20 protein-coding genes are annotated in these 17,178 nt (G+C 53.5%); 16 read left to right on the top strand and 4 right to left on the bottom strand.

Annotation, left to right across the window (positions count from 1 at the left end):
- Nucleotides 1–2 precede the first annotated feature (2 nt).
- From IMX17_RS18405 to IMX17_RS18385, 5 genes are all read left to right on the top strand, one after another.
- Nucleotides 3–527, top strand: a complete 525-nt coding sequence (locus IMX17_RS18405) for an integrating conjugative element protein (RefSeq protein WP_182265413.1) — start codon at nt 3–5, stop codon at nt 525–527.
- Nucleotides 524–1,159, top strand: coding sequence for a restriction endonuclease (locus IMX17_RS18400; protein WP_193550069.1), 636 nt, complete (start codon nt 524–526; stop codon nt 1,157–1,159). Before IMX17_RS18405 ends, IMX17_RS18400 begins: the two co-directional genes overlap by 4 nt.
- Nucleotides 1,152–3,266 carry a type IV conjugative transfer system coupling protein TraD gene (gene traD, locus IMX17_RS18395; protein ID WP_182265411.1) on the top strand — a complete coding sequence of 705 codons (2,115 nt, stop codon included), beginning with the start codon at nt 1,152–1,154 and terminating at the stop codon, nt 3,264–3,266. The genes IMX17_RS18400 and traD overlap by 8 nt, the downstream gene beginning before the upstream one ends.
- The gene (locus tag IMX17_RS18390; RefSeq protein ID WP_182265410.1) at nt 3,247–4,005 is read left to right on the top strand and encodes a TIGR03747 family integrating conjugative element membrane protein; all 759 of its coding nucleotides are present in this window, start codon (nt 3,247–3,249) and stop codon (nt 4,003–4,005) included. Before traD ends, IMX17_RS18390 begins: the two co-directional genes overlap by 20 nt.
- Nucleotides 4,006–4,214: 209 nt before the next feature.
- Nucleotides 4,215–4,454 carry a hypothetical protein gene (locus IMX17_RS18385; RefSeq protein ID WP_182265409.1) on the top strand — a complete coding sequence of 80 codons (240 nt, stop codon included), beginning with the start codon at nt 4,215–4,217 and terminating at the stop codon, nt 4,452–4,454.
- Here IMX17_RS18385 and IMX17_RS18380 read toward each other — a convergent pair.
- Nucleotides 4,451–5,356 (bottom strand): hypothetical protein, encoded by a 906-nt coding sequence (locus IMX17_RS18380; RefSeq protein ID WP_193550068.1) that lies wholly within the window; start codon nt 5,354–5,356, stop codon nt 4,451–4,453. The two genes, IMX17_RS18385 and IMX17_RS18380, sit on opposite strands and share 4 nt — an antisense overlap.
- A 189-nt stretch (nt 5,357–5,545) precedes the next feature.
- Between IMX17_RS18380 and IMX17_RS18375 the strand changes: the two genes are divergently transcribed.
- The 9 genes from IMX17_RS18375 to IMX17_RS18335 all read left to right on the top strand — a co-directional run bounded on the left by IMX17_RS18375 (nt 5,546) and on the right by IMX17_RS18335 (nt 13,400).
- Nucleotides 5,546–5,875 (top strand): RAQPRD family integrative conjugative element protein, encoded by a 330-nt coding sequence (locus IMX17_RS18375; protein WP_060558308.1) that lies wholly within the window; start codon nt 5,546–5,548, stop codon nt 5,873–5,875.
- Nucleotides 5,875–6,117, top strand: a complete 243-nt coding sequence (locus tag IMX17_RS18370; protein WP_182265407.1) for a TIGR03758 family integrating conjugative element protein — start codon at nt 5,875–5,877, stop codon at nt 6,115–6,117. The genes IMX17_RS18375 and IMX17_RS18370 overlap by 1 nt, the downstream gene beginning before the upstream one ends.
- A gap of 63 nt (nt 6,118–6,180) precedes the next feature.
- Nucleotides 6,181–6,546, top strand: a complete 366-nt coding sequence (locus tag IMX17_RS18365) for a TIGR03745 family integrating conjugative element membrane protein (RefSeq protein ID WP_182265406.1) — start codon at nt 6,181–6,183, stop codon at nt 6,544–6,546.
- Between the two features lie 11 nt (nt 6,547–6,557).
- Nucleotides 6,558–6,923, top strand: coding sequence for a TIGR03750 family conjugal transfer protein (locus IMX17_RS18360; RefSeq protein WP_182265405.1), 366 nt, complete (start codon nt 6,558–6,560; stop codon nt 6,921–6,923).
- Nucleotides 6,920–7,591, top strand: a complete 672-nt coding sequence (locus IMX17_RS18355; protein WP_182265404.1) for a PFL_4703 family integrating conjugative element protein — start codon at nt 6,920–6,922, stop codon at nt 7,589–7,591. The genes IMX17_RS18360 and IMX17_RS18355 overlap by 4 nt, the downstream gene beginning before the upstream one ends.
- A complete protein-coding gene (locus IMX17_RS18350) occupies nt 7,588–8,496 on the top strand; it encodes a TIGR03749 family integrating conjugative element protein (protein WP_182265403.1) in 909 nt (302 codons plus the stop codon). The genes IMX17_RS18355 and IMX17_RS18350 overlap by 4 nt, the downstream gene beginning before the upstream one ends.
- Nucleotides 8,489–9,991: a TIGR03752 family integrating conjugative element protein gene (locus IMX17_RS18345; protein ID WP_182265402.1), complete on the top strand. Its 1,503-nt coding sequence runs from the start codon at nt 8,489–8,491 to the stop codon at nt 9,989–9,991. Before IMX17_RS18350 ends, IMX17_RS18345 begins: the two co-directional genes overlap by 8 nt.
- Before the next feature lie 149 nt (nt 9,992–10,140).
- Nucleotides 10,141–10,566 carry a TIGR03751 family conjugal transfer lipoprotein gene (locus tag IMX17_RS18340; RefSeq protein ID WP_182265401.1) on the top strand — a complete coding sequence of 142 codons (426 nt, stop codon included), beginning with the start codon at nt 10,141–10,143 and terminating at the stop codon, nt 10,564–10,566.
- A complete protein-coding gene (locus IMX17_RS18335; protein ID WP_182265400.1) occupies nt 10,566–13,400 on the top strand; it encodes a conjugative transfer ATPase in 2,835 nt (944 codons plus the stop codon). The genes IMX17_RS18340 and IMX17_RS18335 overlap by 1 nt, the downstream gene beginning before the upstream one ends.
- 115 nt (nt 13,401–13,515) lie before the next feature.
- On the opposite strand, the gene IMX17_RS18330 is transcribed toward IMX17_RS18335, so the two are convergent.
- From IMX17_RS18330 to IMX17_RS18320, 3 genes are all read right to left on the bottom strand, one after another.
- A complete protein-coding gene (locus IMX17_RS18330; protein ID WP_227414632.1) occupies nt 13,516–14,007 on the bottom strand; it encodes a fimbrial protein in 492 nt (163 codons plus the stop codon).
- Nucleotides 14,008–14,028: 21 nt separating this feature from the next.
- Nucleotides 14,029–14,943 (bottom strand): fimbrial protein, encoded by a 915-nt coding sequence (locus IMX17_RS18325; protein WP_227414631.1) that lies wholly within the window; start codon nt 14,941–14,943, stop codon nt 14,029–14,031.
- 158 nt (nt 14,944–15,101) lie between these two features.
- Entirely contained in the window at nt 15,102–15,395 is a 294-nt protein-coding gene (locus tag IMX17_RS18320) for a hypothetical protein (RefSeq protein ID WP_182265399.1), read from the bottom strand.
- 579 nt (nt 15,396–15,974) lie between these two features.
- Here IMX17_RS18320 and IMX17_RS18315 point away from each other — a divergent pair.
- Nucleotides 15,975–16,496, top strand: coding sequence for a fimbrial protein (locus IMX17_RS18315; protein ID WP_182265398.1), 522 nt, complete (start codon nt 15,975–15,977; stop codon nt 16,494–16,496).
- 78 nt (nt 16,497–16,574) lie between these two features.
- Nucleotides 16,575–17,111 (top strand): fimbrial protein, encoded by a 537-nt coding sequence (locus IMX17_RS18310; protein WP_182265397.1) that lies wholly within the window; start codon nt 16,575–16,577, stop codon nt 17,109–17,111.
- Nucleotides 17,112–17,178: the final 67 nt, after the last annotated feature.

The following is a 17,178-nucleotide window of genomic DNA, read 5'->3' as shown; positions in this document are numbered from 1 at the left end:
TCATGAAAAAAATGACTTTTCTCCTGTTCGGCCTGAGTCTGGTGACTACCACGGCATTGGCCAACCTGAATGTTATCGCTGATATCGGTGGCGATGACGCATCACCTTATTTTGAGGGGATTAATCGGCAGGGTGACGCGGTAGCACCGTCGGCCATGCCGCAAGCCCCAGCCTCTGTTGATGAAGTTGAAGTGGCCGTATTGCCGGTGACGACACCGGAGCTGGCGCCGGGTGTGGTAGCGGCGCGCCCGCTGCAACTGCCCGGGATTGGTTCGTTGTTTATTGTGGGTGATGACGATGCCAGTCGTATCTGGCTGCAGGCGAACGCGGAACAACTCAAATCCCGGCATGCTGCGGGTCTCGTCGTTAACGTCAGTAACCTGCCTGCACTGCAGGCACTGCGTGAACTGGCGCCGGGTGTGCCGATGGCACCAGCCTCCGGCAGTGAGTTGGCGCGCCGGCTGCAGCTGTCGAATTACCCGGTACTTATCACTGATACCGGTTTGTCCCAGCAGGTCACACCATGATATCGGCGCAACACATTGCTGCAGCATTAATGCTAAACCCTGTGCTGACGGTTGTGCTGGTTGTGCTGGTTGTGTTGTTTGTTGCTGTTATGGTGGGGCTGAACTGCCGTGGCCGGGAGACAGCCAGTCGTCGGCGCCACCGCCGATATCAGGCGACGGCCACGCGGGTACTGGCGCGCTTACCGTTGCTGGGCGGTGATGGCCAGCGTCTGACCTATCTACGCAAAATCAACCCCTATGTATTTGAAGAGCTGTTGCTCCTGGCATTTGAACGTCAGGGGTATGCCGTTATTCGCAATACCTCCTACAGCGGCGACGGCGGCCTAGACGGTCAGGTCATTATCGAAGGCAAGACCTATTTCATCCAGGCCAAACGTTACGGACGGACGATCTCACCGTCCCATATCACGCGTTTTGGTGCGCTGCTGCGACATCACCATTGTGATGGTTTTTTCATTCATACCGGCCGTACCGGTCAACTGAGCCGGGTGTTGTTGCAGAACCATCCCTACGTCCACCTGGTCAGTGGCCGAAAGCTGCTTGCGTTGCTAGCCGGCAATACAGAGTGGTTGCTTTTTTTAACTGTGAATTCGGTCACCAACCTGAATGATAAGGAAGGTCGTCATGAGTAATCGTCATGTCATGGAAGCGCTGCTGCGCCCGGCGGTAGAATTGAATACCGCGATCGTTGCCGGTGCTGCGGCAGCGATTTGTTTTGCTGCTCCCTGGTCGGTCGCCCTGGCGCCGTCGGTGAGTTATGTTACTGCCGGCGGGTTTGCGGTGCTGTCCGCGGTACGAGCACGGCAGGGCCTGCGGGTGGTCCTTTATCGCCGTAATCTGCGTCGGTTACCGCGCTATGTCATGGAAAGTCGACAGATCCCGGTGAGCAGGCAGCGGCTGTTCCTGGGGCGGGGTTTCCGTTGGCAGCAAAAGCACACCCAGCGCCTGATGGATACCCGTCGGCCGGAAGTGGAAAAATATGTCCAACCGTCGCAGTTGTACCAGATGGCGCGCCGACTGGAGCTTAAAGCCGAATATACCCTGCCGTGGTTGTCCCAGCTGCTGCGCAAGGATTCTCCACTCAATCCGGTGCGGCCGCTGCCACCGGTCGGGGGGAACCCGGCGATCCATGGTATTGAACCCGATGAGCTCGATGTCTCGATGGCACTGGGTGAACGCGTAGGGCATAGTCTGGTGTTGGGCACTACCCGTGTCGGTAAGACCCGCCTGGCGGAACTGCTGATCACCCAAGATATTCGCCGCGGTGATATCACCATTGTGTTTGATCCGAAAGGGGATGCTGACCTGCTGCGGCGTGTTTGGGCTGAAGCCCACCGTGCCGGCCGTGGGGATGAGCTGTTCATCTTCCACCTGGGCTGGCCGGATATCTCGGCACGCTATAACGCCGTCGGGCGCTTTGAGCGTGTGTCCGAAGTGGCCGGGCGTATTTCTGGGCAACTGAGCGGAGAGGGCAATAGTGCTGCGTTTCGTGAGTTTGCCTGGCGATTCGTCAATATTGTGGCGCGTGCCCTGGTCGCGCTGGGGCAACGTCCGGACTATCAGTTGATCACCCGTTACGTGAACAACATCAGCGAGCTGTATGAGACCTACGCGAAGAAAGTGATTGAGGCGCGTATGCCGGCGCTGCAGCAACAAATCGACAACAGCCTGCAGGTGCTGACGGAGGACGATGTAACGCGCAATATGCAGGGCCAGCCGAATGCGATAAAAATCATGGCGGTGGAAATGGCGCTGAGTTCCGAGGCCGGCAAGCAGCTGTATGACCCCATTCTCGATGGCCTGCGGTCAGCCGTCCGTTATGACCGTACTTACTTCGATAAAATTGTGGCGTCCCTGTTGCCGCTGCTGGAAAAACTTACCACCGGCAAGACCGCCGAGCTTCTGGCGCCGAACTATATGGATATGAGCGACCCGAGACCCATTTTTGATTGGGAGCAGGTCATCCGCAAGCGCGGTATTGTCTACGTGGGGCTGGATGCCTTGTCGGACGGGGTGGTCGCCTCTGCCGTCGGCAACAGCATGTTTGCCGACCTGGTGTCGGTTGCCGGTCATATCTATAAACACGGTATGCACGGCGGGTTGCCGACCCGGGCAGATGGTAAACTGCCAATCAACCTGCACTGTGACGAGTTCAACGAACTCATGGGGGACGAATTTATCCCGCTTATCAACAAAGGCGGCGGTGCCGGTATGCAGGTGACGGCCTACACGCAAACCGAGTCGGATATCGAGGCGCGCATCGGCAGTACCGCCAAGGCGGCTCAGGTGACGGGTAACTTCAATACCCTGATCATGCTCCGTGTCCGTGAGAACCGCACCGCGCAGTTGCTTACCACACAGTTGCCGGAAGTGGATATCTACACCAAAACCCTGGTATCAGGGCATGCCGATACGGCCGATGTGGAGAAGGGACAGGATTTTACCTCCAACACCCAGGACCGCGTCGGTACTGTGAAAGCCCCACTGCTTGCCCCGGCGGATGTGATTAACCTCCCGAAAGGACAGGCGTTCGCGCTGCTGGAAGGTGGTCAACTGTGGAAAATTCGGATGCCACTGCCCAGCGGCGACAGGGATGATGCGCTTATGCCGGCCAACCTGCAGAAGATTGCCGAGGAGATGCAGCGCAACTACCGTACCAGCGAGTCCTGGTGGTCAGCCAGCACTGTAATGCCGGATGTTGCCATCCAAGGGGGGCTGAATGTCGCAAGCGGTGAATAATCAGCCTCAGCAGCTCGCACAACCCCGTAAGCATGGACTGTTTTACAATGTACTGTGGGGCTGGCCGTGGATGCTGCTCGGTATGTTCCTGGCTTCGCTTTTGGTGAGCCTGGTGATCGAATATGTCGGGATGGCATTCTTCTGGCCGGAGCTTGACGCGTCGCACAGTGAAGCGGTGATGAACACCGAGTTGGGGTATCTGTCCTCTGAGTTTACACGCAGCCTGCTGTTGTCTGAACCGTCAGTGACCGTCACCCGTTGGATTATGATGGCGTATCAATGGACCTTCGTGGACAGTGGCTTTTTGGACTGGATTAAGCAGGCGTATGACACGCAGGTACACAGCCAGAATGCCGTGGCCAGGGAGCTGAACAGCTGGAGCGGTTGGCTGGCTACCACGCTTAAAGAGTACCTGATGGCAACGGTGTACGTCACCGTGATCACCCTGGTACGCGTGACCATTTTAGTGCTGTCCATCCCGCTGTTTATCCTGGTGGTCCTGGTTGCGTTGACTGAGGGGTTGGGGCGGCGTGATATTCGGCGCTACGGTGCCGGCTATGAGTCGAGCTTTGTGTACCACCACGCCAAGCGGATGGTGAAACCGGCTGTGTATATCCCCTGCATGCTGTACTTGTCCTGGCCAACAGCGGTATACCCAAATCTGCTGTTGTTGCCGGCCGCTATCCTGCTCGGCATTGCGGTGACAGTGACGACAGCGTTGTTTAAGAAATATTTGTAGGTCTGAAATCCAGGCTGGACGGCGGCGTACAAAACTGGCTTTTGTGCGCTGCCGTCAGCAGGCAAGTCGCGTAGCGACGCGTCAGTTGATCTGGAATTTATGAAACGAAGGAGTAAAAAACTTTATAAAACCAGAAAGAATTCCATGCTGACCTGGCGGATATATTTTCCCACTCTTGATGTTCTTGACATGAAGAGGAGCAACTAACGATGATGAAAAGTGAAAGGATTTTTGCAGGCGTGAATACCGCACAAGTCGAGCAAAAGTACTCGCCGAATGAAGATGTCCATGACATACATTTTACGTTGAGGGATGAGCAACATCATTTCATTATGACGCTTGAGGCAGTTTTGTCGTGCTTGCGCTTTGCAGAACGAGATGGTGACATTCCCGCTCTGCCTCTGGAATGGTGGCAGCTTCTGCAGACAAGGTATCGTCAATTGAACTAGCGAAGCCGTGGCCCCAGGATGTCTTTGGCCAGGGTGAGGAGTTTTTGGTTGCGTTCAGTAACCTCCCATTTGGCAAAATTGATGATATTGGCGAAATACCTGTAATCGAAAGTGATTTTTTTTCGGCAAATTTCGTGGGTACGCTCAGAACCTTTCTTAAAGGTAAACACGCACTCCATGCTTTCTGTGAGTTCATTATCCAAGACTTGGTGTGCGTGTTTTGTTTGATACATGCCAACATGTACGTAGTCTTTGCAGTCTGGATGCTTTATCAACTGCCCCCATTCATTTATTACCAGGTCCTTTGGGTAGCGCTCACACAAGGTTGCTGCAAGGGATTTATCAAGGATCTTTGTATACATGATGTCTTGATTATCAGTCATGTATAAAAAAGCCCATGGCGCATTCATCAAAGTGGCTCGCGCGTACAACCATCCATCTTCATCTCGAAATTTCAGCAACATATTTCTGGCGATCCTTTCATTGATGGAAACGCCTGAGTCTTTACTGATGAAATAGGCAACTTTATCAAAATTATTAATGAGCAAGCTAAGGATTTGCTCTGCAAGATAGCCCTTTTCCCTTTTGGGGCGCTCTGCTTGATCCCCCGTATTTTTCTTAGAATAAGGACACCATTCATAAGCATCGCGATCATAGATCCCCACACCTGGAATGGGGCGACCAAAGTGTTTCCCATAGGGTTTCGGTGTATTAGCCAGTGTTTTGTAAAAACCGATAATTTGCACAGGATTATTACACGCCGGGCAGATGGCAAAATATTGGGGAGTTCCATTATCGCTGGTTTTATACCAGGGTGGTCTACGAGCGGTACGTTTCTCGTAATCTGTGATATCAATGGGATAGTACGCTTGTGATTTCAGCTCAACCTTGTAGACATTCATGAATACTCTCTCCTTTAGGATAAGGTTAATATTGCAAAACCTGTTTTTGGGATCAAGGTTTCCAGCCTTGCATATAGCCTTCCTCACTGAGCTGAAAATTATCAAAATTCCATAAAGAGTTATCCGCTGACCTCCCGCCCCATCTATCGCACCCTGAGAGCACCCTAAATCATCAAGGAGTGCTTGTGTATGCCTATCCCCGTTGTTCGTGGTCTTGGCGCCGGCTGTGTGCTGGGGCTGACTTTGCTGACCGCACTGCCTGCCTTTGCCGCTGAAAAAGATGAGCTGGCTTCTGCCCAGCGCATGCTGATCCAGGTGCAGGCAGCGCTTGAACGTGCGCGTGTTGCCGCCGTTCAGGCGGATCCGTCGGAGCGCGGTCGTTTCTTCTTCGACTATGCCCGCGCTACCGCCGATCTCAAGACCATCAATGCCGGTATTGACCGTTACCTGGAACCCTCGCGCGCACAACCGCGTGATGGTAGCGCGGTGGCCGGCAATTATCGTCGAGAGCGCCCCTGATGGCCATGAATGCGGCGCAGGAACAGGCCTTCAAGGCGGCCAGCGGCGGCGTTGAAATCAATATCCTGTCGCTGATTTGCATCGGCGGGTTGCTCGCGGTGATGTTTGTCTGGGCGGCCTGGGCTTTGGTTGATGTTTACCAGGGCTGGAGCAACGAAAAAGTACGAAATGGGGCGTTGGTTCACTTCGTCATCAAAACCGTGCTGTTGCTGGTTGTTTCAATCTGGATGTTTGCCAGCTGACCTGTGAGAGGCGCTGGACCGTATTTCACGATGATATTTTCACACACCAATAAGGAATGTTTTATGAATGCTGTAGTTCGTCTTTTCCGTCAACTCTGCGCGCGTGTCGCAGTAGCCACTTCCCTGGCGTATGTCGCCAGCCAGCCGGTGCAGGCGGCTCTGCCGTCGGTTGAGCCCCCGTCCTCCGGCGGTGGCGGTGGTCTGATGGATACCATCAAAGGCTATTTCCAGGACGGGATCGTTATTATCGGTCTGGTCGCCGCTGCGGTGGCCTTCCTGATTGTCGCCAATGCTGCGATCCATACCTTTGCCGAGGTCCGTGATCAGAAGGCGACCTGGGCCAAGTTTGGCGCTATCGTGCTGGTTGGTGTGGTGCTGCTGGTCACCGTCATTTGGCTGGTTGGCAAGTCTGCCGAAATCCTGTTCTAAGGTTACCCGCCATGCAGACTATCCGATTTTTATCTGACCGCCTCAATGCCGAGCCCGTCGTTTTCCGGGGATTTACGACCCCGGAGATGGGACTGGCGGCGTTAGCCGGCGTGGGACTGGGTCTGCTCGTGTCGTTGCCGTTTCTTCCTCTTGCCGGTTGGGTCGTGATACCCACCGGCATGCTGGTGACGCCGCTTCTCGTCATCTGGTTTGGAGGCAGCCGGCTGACGCGCCTTAAGCGCGGTAAACCGGAGAATCATATCTGGCAGCGCCTCGAGGCGCGTAAACGTCGCATGGGGTGGGGGGATCCCACCCTGATTATCGACAAACAGGGCTGGTCGTTGCGTCGCTGCCGCGTTGTTAAGAGGTCCACATGAGCCGTTTCAGACATGCGGTTAAAAACCGCGATCAGCACATTCTCACGTTACGTGTTGCCTGCGGTGTGCTGGTCGTTTTTCTTCTGGTGGCCAGTATCGGCTGGATGCGGGCGCCAGATAATTTGACTATCCATAATCCCCCCGACCTGCGCAGTGGTTCTACCCGTGCCTGGTGGGAGGTGCCACCGTCCACGGTTTACAGCTTCGGTTTTTATATATTCCAGCAACTCAATGCCTGGCCAAAGAACGGTGAGGTGGATTACCCGGGAAAAATCAATGGCCTGTCACCGTACTTGACGCCGTCGTGTGAGCGCTTTCTGAAAGCGGACGCCAAAAAGCGTAGCGAAAGCGGTGAGCTTGCCGGCAGAACGCGCGTGGTGTTCGAAATCCCTGAGCACGGCTACAACGGCCGCTATAACCAGTTCCCGGTGACGGTCAAAGGCCGTGATAACTGGATAGTGCGTCTTGACCTGGTGGCGGATGAGTCCTTTGCCGGCGAACCGGTGAAACGGGCACTGACACGTTACCCGCTGAAAGTGGTGCGCGCAGAAGGGGATCCGGAGCGTAATGAGTTTGGTCTGGCGCTGGATTGTTACGACAGCATGCCACAGCGTCTTGCTGCGGCGCCAGCGGAACCCGCGCCTGAGAAAAAAGGAGTATTCCAATGATGAAAGCACGTGTTCTGGCGCTTTCCCTGAGTGTACTTCCCCTAGCGGCGACGTTCAGCGTGCCGGTTACCCAGGCGGAAGAGCTGATGAAATGGGAGCGTATCCCGTTGCAAATCCCGCTGGCCGTTGGCAAGGAGCGGGTGCTGTTTGCCGATAAAAATGTCCGCGTCGGCTTCCCGCCGGCGCTGAACGGTAAGCTGCGGGTGCAAAGCAGTGGCGGCGCGGTTTATCTGAAAGCGGATGCCGCTTTCCCTTCAACTCGTCTGCAGCTGCAGGACGTGGAAAACGGGGAGGTTATTCTCCTTGATGTGACGGCATCGGACAAAGGCTCGGCCGAACCGGTGCGCATTGTCTACAGCGGTGACGTGACATCGGTCAGCAGTAGTAATGACACGTCTGCTGCTTCAGGGGGAAACAACGCGGCCCCCGGGGCGGATAACGGCACCCAGGCGAAGCGTAAAAAAGTCAAATACAACGCGCCGCTGCCTGTCGTCCTGACACGGTACGCAGCACAAAGTCTGTACAGCCCGGTGCGCACGGTTGAAGCGGTGCCAGGCATTCATCCGGTCAACCCGCACCTGCCGAAACGTATCACCACACTGTACCCGTCAGAGCCGGTGACCATCACGCCGCTCGGCGGCTGGGGTATTGGCAGTCGCAACGTGGTGGCGCTGAAAGTGCAGAACACGGCCAGCCGCAAAATCACGCTCGATCCCCGGGTACTGCAGGGGCAGTTTGTGACGGCGACGTTCCAGCACCGCTATCTCGGCCCGGTGGGGACCCCGGAAGACACCACAACGCTGTATCTGGTTACGTCCGGTCGCCCGGACGGGGCGTTTGTCGCGGAGCCATCAGTGGTTCGCAAAGCCGTAAAAGCGGTGAAGAAGGGGGCTGGTCATGGCTGATGTGAAATCCAACATGTTGCCGAAAGTGATTGTGTTCGGCGTGCTGGCCACCGCGATCCTCGTCGGGCTTAAGGCTTGCAGCGGCGGTAAAACACAGGAGGAGACTCAGCAGGCGCATAACGTTCTGGCCAGCATGTCGTCGGAAGAGCTGCGGGCGCTGGGTGTTGAGGGGGATACCCCGGAGGACACGCTGCGTACCCTGGTGGGCACCCTAGGTACTACCCGAACCCAGCAGGCCGAGCTGCAGAAGAACATTGATAAAGTGCTGAAAGAAAACGAAGAACTTCGTAAGCGCAATACCAATGTGTCCGGTCAGGTCAATGAGGCCGTGGCCGGCTTCCAAAAACAAGCGCAGCAGCGCCAGCAGCAGCTTCAGCAGGAGCAGCAAACGCTGATGGGAAAAATCCAGACGCTGACCGAGCAGTTGAGTGCGAACAAGGACAAGGCAAAAAGCGACAGTGATATCCCGCTGGGGCTGGGACTGGATGGTATGGGCGCCGGGGACGGTGGTGCCGCTCCTGGTCAGGATGGCTTGATGTGGGTCGGACCGAAAGACATGAAAGAACCCGACCCGCGTAATCCGAATAGCGCCAAAGACGGCCCGCAGTTCTCGACGTCGTTCCTGTCCGACAATGCGATCACACGCCAAAAAGCTGCCTATGAGCAGCAGGTGAAAGGGCATACCAATGAAAAAGGGGCGGAGGAGAACGCCGAGCCGGTGTTTACCCTGCCCGAGAATTCCACCCTGGTGGGCAGCCGCGCCATGACGGCGCTGTTGGGCCGGGTGCCTATCAACGGCACGGTGACCGATCCTTATCCTTTCAAGCTGATGATTGGTAAAGACAACCTGACGGCGAACGGCATCGAGCTGCCGGACGTCGAGGGTGCGATTGTCTCGGGAACCGCCAGCGGGGACTGGACGTTGTCGTGCGTGCGCGGCCAGGTCAACAGCATCACCTTCGTGTTTGCGGACGGGACGGTCCGCACCCTGCCAAAACCCAACACCAACATGAATGCCAACGGCAGTAACAATAATGCCAGCAGTAATGCGAAAGATGTCAGCACCACCGCCGGCATTGGCTGGATCTCCGATGACAACGGCATCCCGTGCATCGGTGGAGAGCGTAAGTCCAATGCCTCGACCTATCTGCCGACGATCGCCGCCTTGTCGGCCGCCAGCGCCGCCGGGGAAGGGATCAGTCAGGGACAATACACCACGCAAAACAATGTGAATGGCATCACTTCGACCATGACCGGTAATGCCGGCCAGGCCGTGCTGGGCAAGGCGCTGTCCGGCGGGATGAAAGAGACTGCCGATTGGGTGCGTGAGCGCTACGGCATGATGTTCGACGCCGTGTACGTTCCGCCGGGCCAGAAGCTGGCCGTGCACATTACTCGCCAGCTGGCGATCGACTTTGAGACCAAAGGGCGCAAGGTGCGTTACGACGACTTCAGCCTGCCCGGCGAAGACGGCAGCACTGGCGGGCTGGATTAACGCGTCATTCAGAGGAGAAAAGGCATGCTGTGGCGTCAATGCGAAAGGATGAGTCGCCCACAGAGTTGGGCGCTGGTTTTGCTGTCCTGCAGCGCGTTTTGGCTGGGTGTGCTGCTCCTGCTGTGTTTGCTTATAAGAGAATGATAATCATGCGGAAAAATCTGTTTAATCGAGTTATGGCCGTCGCGGTGATGGTCGGCGCTATCGCACTGACCGGCTGTTCAACGTCGAAAGAGGAAATGCTGCCACCGGGCGACAGCTCGATGCTGGAATTGTGGCAGGGTGAGGATGGCGGCGGAACGGCGCGCAATGCTGTAGCAGCGCGCGACAGCCTGCGCAGGCCGCTCACTGAGGGCGAAAGCCAGGCAACAGCCGCGAGCGATCGCAGCTACAGCCGCACGCAGGAAAGCGAAATCAGCCAGCAGTTCCCGCGCCTGCCGAATCCCGATCTTGTGATGTATGTGTATCCGCACCTGGCGGATGGCAACGCGCCGGTGCCGGGGTACAGCACCGTGTTTCCTTTCTACAGCCAGGTGCAGTATGCGATGCTGGGTGAACGGACGGAGGCTTACTGATGCGGTTTTCCCTGTTTGATAAAAAGCGCTTGGCGCGAAAAACGCCGGCAGCTGTTGCCCAGGACGCACTGAACGTGACCGAGGACGGTGTGCCGCTGTCTGTCGACGGCCGTGAGCCATTACGGCGCCAGGGCAAGATGACGGTAAAGGATGAGCAGCAGGTGTACCACGCCAATCCGTCCATTGTTGATTACCTGCCCTGGGCGGAGTTTCTCGACCGCGAGCAGTGTATCCTGCTCGATGACGGCGTATCTGTCGGCGCTGTGTTTGACATCACGCCGGTGGCGACCGAAGGGCGGACGGACGATCGCCTGGAGCAGATGCGTGACACGGTGGAGGATGCCCTGCAGGACTCGTTTGACGAACATGATGAAAACCCCTGGATCGTGCAGTTCTTCTGCCAGGACGAAAACAATGTCGAGGCGTATATCGGCAGGCTGCGACAGTATGTCAAACCCCACGCGCAGGGCAGTGCGTTTACTGAAGACTGGTTGAAAGAGACCGAGCGCCATCTGCGCGGGATTGCCCGTCCGGAAGGTCTGTTCAAAGATACGCTGATAACAGACCAGCCATGGCGTGGGCAGCAGCGACGGACCCGCATGGTGGTCTATCGCTGGATTGGCAAGAGCAATCATGATCCGATGCCACCGATTGCCATGCTCAATCAGACCTGTGAGCGCGTGACCGGGGCCCTGGCTGGTGCCGGCGTTGCCTGCGTGCGCCAGAACGGGGCGCAGGTCCATGACTGGTTGCTGCGTCATTTTAACCCCAGCCCGGAGTGGGTGGATAAAGAGACGCTGTACCGCGATGCCGCCTATTTTGACAGCCGTGACACCCCGGAAGGCGCGATGCCGGTGCAGAATGATTTTGCCGAAACCCTGCTGTTCACCCCGCCCGTATCCGATCCTGACCACGGCGTATGGTGGTTCGATAATCAGGCGCATTGCGCCATTCCGGTCGAGAAACTGCGCCGTCCGCCGGAGCCGGGCACCATTACCGGTGAAATGAAACGCGGCGAGAAGAAAATCAACGCGCTGATGGATCTGTTCCCGGAAGGGACGATGGTATGTATGACCATTGTGGTGCAGCCCCAGGACACGTTGGAAAACGATTTTAACCGGCTTGCCAAGAATGCCGTCGGTGAGAACACCGAATCCGGGCGCGTGCGTCAGGACGTGGCTCAGGTAAAGGAATACCTTGGTAATCGTCACAAGCTGTACCGTGCCGGTATCACCTTCCTGCTGCGTGCCGGCGATCTGACCGCGCTTAATCACAAGCGCGTCGAGCTCACCAACGTGCTGCTCGGTGCCGGCTTGCAGCCGGTTCGCCCGGAGTTTGATGTGGCGCCGCTCAATACCTACCTGCGGGCGCTGCCGATGTGTTTTAACCCGGAGACGGACAAGAAACACTGGTATACCCGGTTGACCTGGGTGCAACACCTGGCGGGGCTTTTGCCGGTGACCGGCCGCGAAACCGGGACCGGTCACCCCGGCATGAGCTTCTTCAACCGCGGCGGGGATACGCTGACGTTTGATCCGCTCAACAAGCACGACCGGAGTCAGAATGCGCACATGCTGTATTTTGGTCCGACCGGTGCGGGGAAGTCGGCGACGTTGTGCGCGACTCTGTCACAGCTGATGGCAATACACCGACCGCGGCTGTTTATTGCCGAAGCGGGGAACTCGTTCGGACTGCTGGCCGATTATTTCGAAAGCCTGGGGCTCAGCGTCAACAAGGTGAGTATCAAACCGGGCAGTGGCGTCTCGCTGCCGCCGTTCTCCTACGCGCATAAACTCGTCGACGATGCGTTAACCTCGCTGGCCCTGGATGAAAATGACCTGCCGGACATCGATGCCGATGACGACGAGGATGAAGATAAGCGCGATTACCTGGGAGAAATGGAAATCTCGGCGCGCATGATGATCACCGGCGGCGATGCGAAGGAAGAACATGAACTGAAACGCGCTGACCGCGCGATGATCCGTGAGGCGTTGCTGATGGCAGCGCGGCAGACCTATGACGAAGGGCGGCAGATGTTGCCGGCAGACCTGCAGAAGGCACTGTACGCCATATCCAAAGACGAAGGGAGTGATATCCGTAACGTCCAGCGCCGGGCCAAAGCGGCCGAAATGGCGGAGTCGCTCGGGATGTTTACCCAGGCCGGCAGTTTTGAAGCAGAGCTGTTTAACCGTGAGGGCAGCCTGTGGCCAGAGGCGGATGTAACTCTGATTGACCTGGGGCATCTGGCTCGTGAGGGCTATGAGGCGCAGATGGCGCTGACGATGGTGAGCCTGACCAACACCATCAACAACATTGCCGAACGAGACCAGTACTCGGAGCAGGATATCGTGTTCGCGGTGGATGAGGCGCACATTGTGACGGTGAACCCGCTGCTGGCGCCGTACATAACCAAAATTGTCAAGATGTGGCGTAAGCTCGGTGCCTGGCTGTGGCTGGCCACGCAGAACCTGAAAGACTTCCCGGATATTGCCGAGAAGATGCTGAACATGGCGGAGTGGTGGGTCTGTCTGACCATGCCGCCGGAGGAGGTCAACGACATTGCTCGCTTCAAGGCGCTGACCGAGGAGCAAAAGGCGGTGTTACTGTCGGCCAGTAAATTGTCGGGTTGCTATACCGAAGGTGTGGTTCTGTCGAGAAAACTCGTGGCGCTGTTCCGTGCAGTACCACCGAGCCTGTACCTGGCGCTGGGGATGACGGAGAAAGAAGAGAAGGCCGAACGCCGCGCGCTAATGCAGGAATTTGGCTGCAGTGAGCTGGAGGCAGCTCGCAAGATAGCAAGAAAACTTGACTTTCTACGCGGCCTAACGATTTAAGATTTTCCTAATGATTATACTATCTCGTAGTATTTTTTTCGTCTCGAAGATGAGTTTGATCCTAATTATGTTCAAGTGGTGACTGAGAGAGCTTAATCCGACAATATGTAAATCACTAGAAATAATCTACTAACATAGTTGCGCCGCTTGTGAATTTACCTTCTGTCAGATGCACTGAACCTTTTTTTACAGGCACTACATCAAGTGTCGGTGGGCTGGAGTAGGTGATGTCTAGAGGCGTATTAATTGCGAAAGATCTTCCGTTCGCCAAAAGTTTGATGCCTAATCCATTAATGTTACTTCCTAATATGCTAGAGTCAAAAGTCGCTGCGGTACCAATAATTTTCATTTTCAACTGACGGCTGTTATCTAGAAAATCGCATTTTATGCTATAATCAATACGTTGCATGTATCGATTACCATCGATACGGTTAATGCCAACATTGCCGAAATCTATATCAATAGTGCGTCCGTCGTTGATAACGCAAGGAGGGGGCGCAACCACTGTTGCGGTTATGCTGATCTTGGTTCCCTGGTCAGCAGCCTGAGCAAAGGTTGTATGCAGACTCAGTGCTAGCAGTAGAACATGACATCTTCGTATCATCATTTTATATATTCTCCACTATTTTCAAGGAGCGCTGAAGAGCAATGTTGCAGAGCCTGATAAAGGTCCTGTACTTAAGCTGGTATAGGGAACATTCCTCTTTACTGGTACAAAGGTTACGGTATCGCTGCCAAGACCGTTAACGATACGAGTTCTAAAGGTATTATTGGGCTTAACCACATTTCCGTTATAAACCATGGCTACACCAATATCCGGATTGGTCGTTTTTATAAAGTCGCTCGAGAAGCTAGTTGGGTCGCTGATTAATTGAACTAAAATGTCCTGTGTGGAGCTAAGATCATCACATTGATAAGTAATACTTTTATTCTGGCTAATCTGAGAGTTGTTTGGGCTCTGGGTTAAAAAGTCTTGGCGAATCGAACCGAAGTCAACATTTATCTGCTGGCCGTTATTGATGGAGCAGGTGGTTGTAACAAAATAGGCATCGTTATTTGCGATTAGACGCCAACGATAAGGGCCGCAATTTGGGCATCCTGACTGATCATTAGACTGAACAAAGTTTACTTGACCTATTATGTCGCCCTTGTTTATCTTAATATCTGATGTAGGTGAGCGGTTTAAAACAATATAAACCCGAATAGGAATGGATCCACTTTGTAAATTAGTCAGTGTCAATACGTTTATACCTGCTCGTATTGGCGATAAATAGTCAGCCCCGTTAATTGTCATACCAGTGCTAACAGATCTAAGAGCGCCACTGACGGATAGTGCATTGCTATCTGTTTTGAGATAGTCATACCAGCTCGCGATAGTATTTTTGCAGGTTACTTGACTTACGTTGACGATTTCATTTTTGCCATAAGATAATTGAGGGCCGATGGTTACGCGTACGTCTACCGGCGTTTGTGAGCCTCCGGCACCAATAGTGCGACCATCGGAGGTTGTGCAGTCAAACGCGTTAGCGTTGGCAGTCATCATGAAAGATAATGCTAAAGAAGAACGGAGTAGTAGATGTATTATTCTATTCATGATTATGTCTCAATAGATAAATTTTTTTCGGCTTGTGCTGCAATGAGGTGTTGCAAACTACTCATTAGGGATAACTTAGCGAATTTTATTCACCAAATGCATCTTTTTTATGTGTCGTCTTTGTTGACGACGAGTAGAGCGGTAGGATACCACCTCAGTGATTTTCCTATAGGGCCATCTGTTACAATCACCTCTTCTCTATCAAGCATATTTAGCAAAAGGTGTCTAGCTCGATATACCCCGACGTTTACTGCATTTGCTAATTGCCTTGTCGTCATCCAATTATGCTGTGGCGGAAGCTCAGTAGCCTGATAATGTTGTGGTGACATATCAAGTAATGCAGCAAGTAGATCTTGCTGTAACTTACGTGTTTCTTTCTGTTTGCTAGACAAATCTTCCATTTTTCCCCTTGGTATCTCGATAGTCATCTACGGCTAAGAAGGGTTTTGAACCCTTACAAATCTAGAAAAACTTTGTTCTTAGATTTCAGTCATGAAGGCTTTTTCGCTTTTACCTAGATTGGTGCGTTTGTGTAGCGTGAGCTGTAGCGACCAAACAAAATATTGGATGATTATATTACACAGAGGTCTCTTTGCGATCTGATAGGTTGCATTTTACTTAAAAAAAGCATTAAATGCTGAAAAATTTTTTTTTGCGATCTATATCGCTAATTAATGTCGCTAATTAACTCTGGCTAGGGAATAAATATTGATTTTTTGCTTTTTTGTAAAAAAAACTTTTCTTATTAAGATTGGTTTGACAAGATATCTAGGCAGAGCAAAAACACTGGCTTAACTATGTGTGTTTATCTATTTAGTTATTTTGCATAAGTAAATTTACCTTAGAATTAACTAGCTGTATTGCGGCCAGGTGTTGTGTTCAAAACTAAACTGAAGTTATTCTAAGTGACTGATTTTTAGTTAGCTAAAACCTTTCATTTAGTTAGTAAGCACAATTTTCTATTAAGGAATGTAGATTTTATGAAAATTGAAAAAATTATCTTGGCTGCAGCGGTTGCATTTGGTGCAAACTTCTATGCACAAGCAGCAGATCAGGGACAAGGGAAAGTTACATTCAAGGGCTCTATCATTGATGCACCTTGCTCTATCTCAAGTAAAACTGCTAATCAAGAAGTTGATCTAGGTTCAATTTCCAATGTGGCGTTAAAAAACTCTGGAAAATCTAAGGCCGTAGATTTCTCAATCGATCTCGAGCAGTGCGATTTCCCAACTTCAAAAACTGTAAAAGCCACTTTCACCGGTGCATCGTCGACAGTAAATACATCTCTTCTGGGAATTACTGGTACAGCTAGTGGTGCAGGCGTAGTTATTACATACGGTGGTAAACCGGTGAAATTGGGTCAGGCAACTACTGCACAAACGCTAAATCCTGGTAATAACACCCTGCATTTCGCCGCCTACCTGCAGGGTGAAGGCGCTTCCGCCGCCATCGTTCCGGGCGACTTCACCGCCGTAGCCGATTTCACCCTGGCTTATCAGTAAGTGAGTCCGAAGGCTTAATCAACCAGGCATGGGGCTCGCCGCATGCCTGGTGAATCTCCCTGTCAAAGGAATGTCGCGATGTTTTTACCAAGGAATCGAGCGGGTGCCGTTCTTTTGGCGTCGTTGGCGTTTGCGAATAGCAGTGCAACTAACGCCGTACAGGGGTGGGGCAAAGTCAGCATGCACGGCGCCATTATCGACACCGCCTGCGCCATTGCCGCCGGCAGCCGCGATCAGACGATCGATATGGACACTCTTCCTCTCGGGCAAATCATTCGTGATGGCCAGGGGATGACCAAACCTTTCAGTATTGAATTGGTCAACTGCATTTTGGAACGGCCGGAAAACAAACCTGATTGGAAATTCTTTCAGGTCACGTTTGATGGTTATGCGGAAGGCGCTCTGTTTGGCGTACAGGGCGAGGCGCGCGGCGTCGCATTGAAGATAAAAGACAGCAGCGGCACGCCGATTATTCCAGGGAAACCCTTACCGATGGAAGGAATAATACCGGGAAATAGAGTGCTGAATTATTCCATGACGTTGATGCCGAATCACCAGCCGTTGAAGGCGGGAGCGTATTTTTCCACAGTGCGTTTTAAGCTGGATTATTTTTGATTTTTTCTCGTACTGACGGTTAATTCGTTATTGAAAGGACTTTTATTATGCTTTCACCGGCAGGGAA

Origin of the sequence: Serratia sp. X3 (assembly GCF_014982455.1) — a bacterium.
Classification (GTDB): domain Bacteria; phylum Pseudomonadota; class Gammaproteobacteria; order Enterobacterales; family Enterobacteriaceae; genus Serratia; species Serratia ureilytica.
Note: the sequence above shows the minus strand (reverse complement) of the source record. Positions and strands in the feature narration are given on the sequence as shown.

What these genes read in the sequence shown, in the direction of transcription:
- IMX17_RS18405 (WP_182265413.1), top strand. Translation starts at nt 3, where the DNA reads ATGAAAAAAATGACTTTTCTCCTGTTCGGCCTGAGTCTGGTGACTACC.
- IMX17_RS18400 (WP_193550069.1), top strand. Translation starts at nt 524, where the DNA reads ATGATATCGGCGCAACACATTGCTGCAGCATTAATGCTAAACCCTGTG.
- traD (WP_182265411.1), top strand. Translation starts at nt 1,152, where the DNA reads ATGAGTAATCGTCATGTCATGGAAGCGCTGCTGCGCCCGGCGGTAGAA.
- IMX17_RS18390 (WP_182265410.1), top strand. Translation starts at nt 3,247, where the DNA reads ATGTCGCAAGCGGTGAATAATCAGCCTCAGCAGCTCGCACAACCCCGT.
- IMX17_RS18385 (WP_182265409.1), top strand. Translation starts at nt 4,215, where the DNA reads ATGATGAAAAGTGAAAGGATTTTTGCAGGCGTGAATACCGCACAAGTC.
- IMX17_RS18380 (WP_193550068.1), bottom strand. Translation starts at nt 5,356, where the DNA reads ATGAATGTCTACAAGGTTGAGCTGAAATCACAAGCGTACTATCCCATT.
- IMX17_RS18375 (WP_060558308.1), top strand. Translation starts at nt 5,546, where the DNA reads ATGCCTATCCCCGTTGTTCGTGGTCTTGGCGCCGGCTGTGTGCTGGGG.
- IMX17_RS18370 (WP_182265407.1), top strand. Translation starts at nt 5,875, where the DNA reads ATGGCCATGAATGCGGCGCAGGAACAGGCCTTCAAGGCGGCCAGCGGC.
- IMX17_RS18365 (WP_182265406.1), top strand. Translation starts at nt 6,181, where the DNA reads ATGAATGCTGTAGTTCGTCTTTTCCGTCAACTCTGCGCGCGTGTCGCA.
- IMX17_RS18360 (WP_182265405.1), top strand. Translation starts at nt 6,558, where the DNA reads ATGCAGACTATCCGATTTTTATCTGACCGCCTCAATGCCGAGCCCGTC.
- IMX17_RS18355 (WP_182265404.1), top strand. Translation starts at nt 6,920, where the DNA reads ATGAGCCGTTTCAGACATGCGGTTAAAAACCGCGATCAGCACATTCTC.
- IMX17_RS18350 (WP_182265403.1), top strand. Translation starts at nt 7,588, where the DNA reads ATGATGAAAGCACGTGTTCTGGCGCTTTCCCTGAGTGTACTTCCCCTA.
- IMX17_RS18345 (WP_182265402.1), top strand. Translation starts at nt 8,489, where the DNA reads ATGGCTGATGTGAAATCCAACATGTTGCCGAAAGTGATTGTGTTCGGC.
- IMX17_RS18340 (WP_182265401.1), top strand. Translation starts at nt 10,141, where the DNA reads ATGCGGAAAAATCTGTTTAATCGAGTTATGGCCGTCGCGGTGATGGTC.
- IMX17_RS18335 (WP_182265400.1), top strand. Translation starts at nt 10,566, where the DNA reads ATGCGGTTTTCCCTGTTTGATAAAAAGCGCTTGGCGCGAAAAACGCCG.
- IMX17_RS18330 (WP_227414632.1), bottom strand. Translation starts at nt 14,007, where the DNA reads ATGATGATACGAAGATGTCATGTTCTACTGCTAGCACTGAGTCTGCAT.
- IMX17_RS18325 (WP_227414631.1), bottom strand. Translation starts at nt 14,943, where the DNA reads ATGATGACTGCCAACGCTAACGCGTTTGACTGCACAACCTCCGATGGT.
- IMX17_RS18320 (WP_182265399.1), bottom strand. Translation starts at nt 15,395, where the DNA reads ATGGAAGATTTGTCTAGCAAACAGAAAGAAACACGTAAGTTACAGCAA.
- IMX17_RS18315 (WP_182265398.1), top strand. Translation starts at nt 15,975, where the DNA reads ATGAAAATTGAAAAAATTATCTTGGCTGCAGCGGTTGCATTTGGTGCA.
- IMX17_RS18310 (WP_182265397.1), top strand. Translation starts at nt 16,575, where the DNA reads ATGTTTTTACCAAGGAATCGAGCGGGTGCCGTTCTTTTGGCGTCGTTG.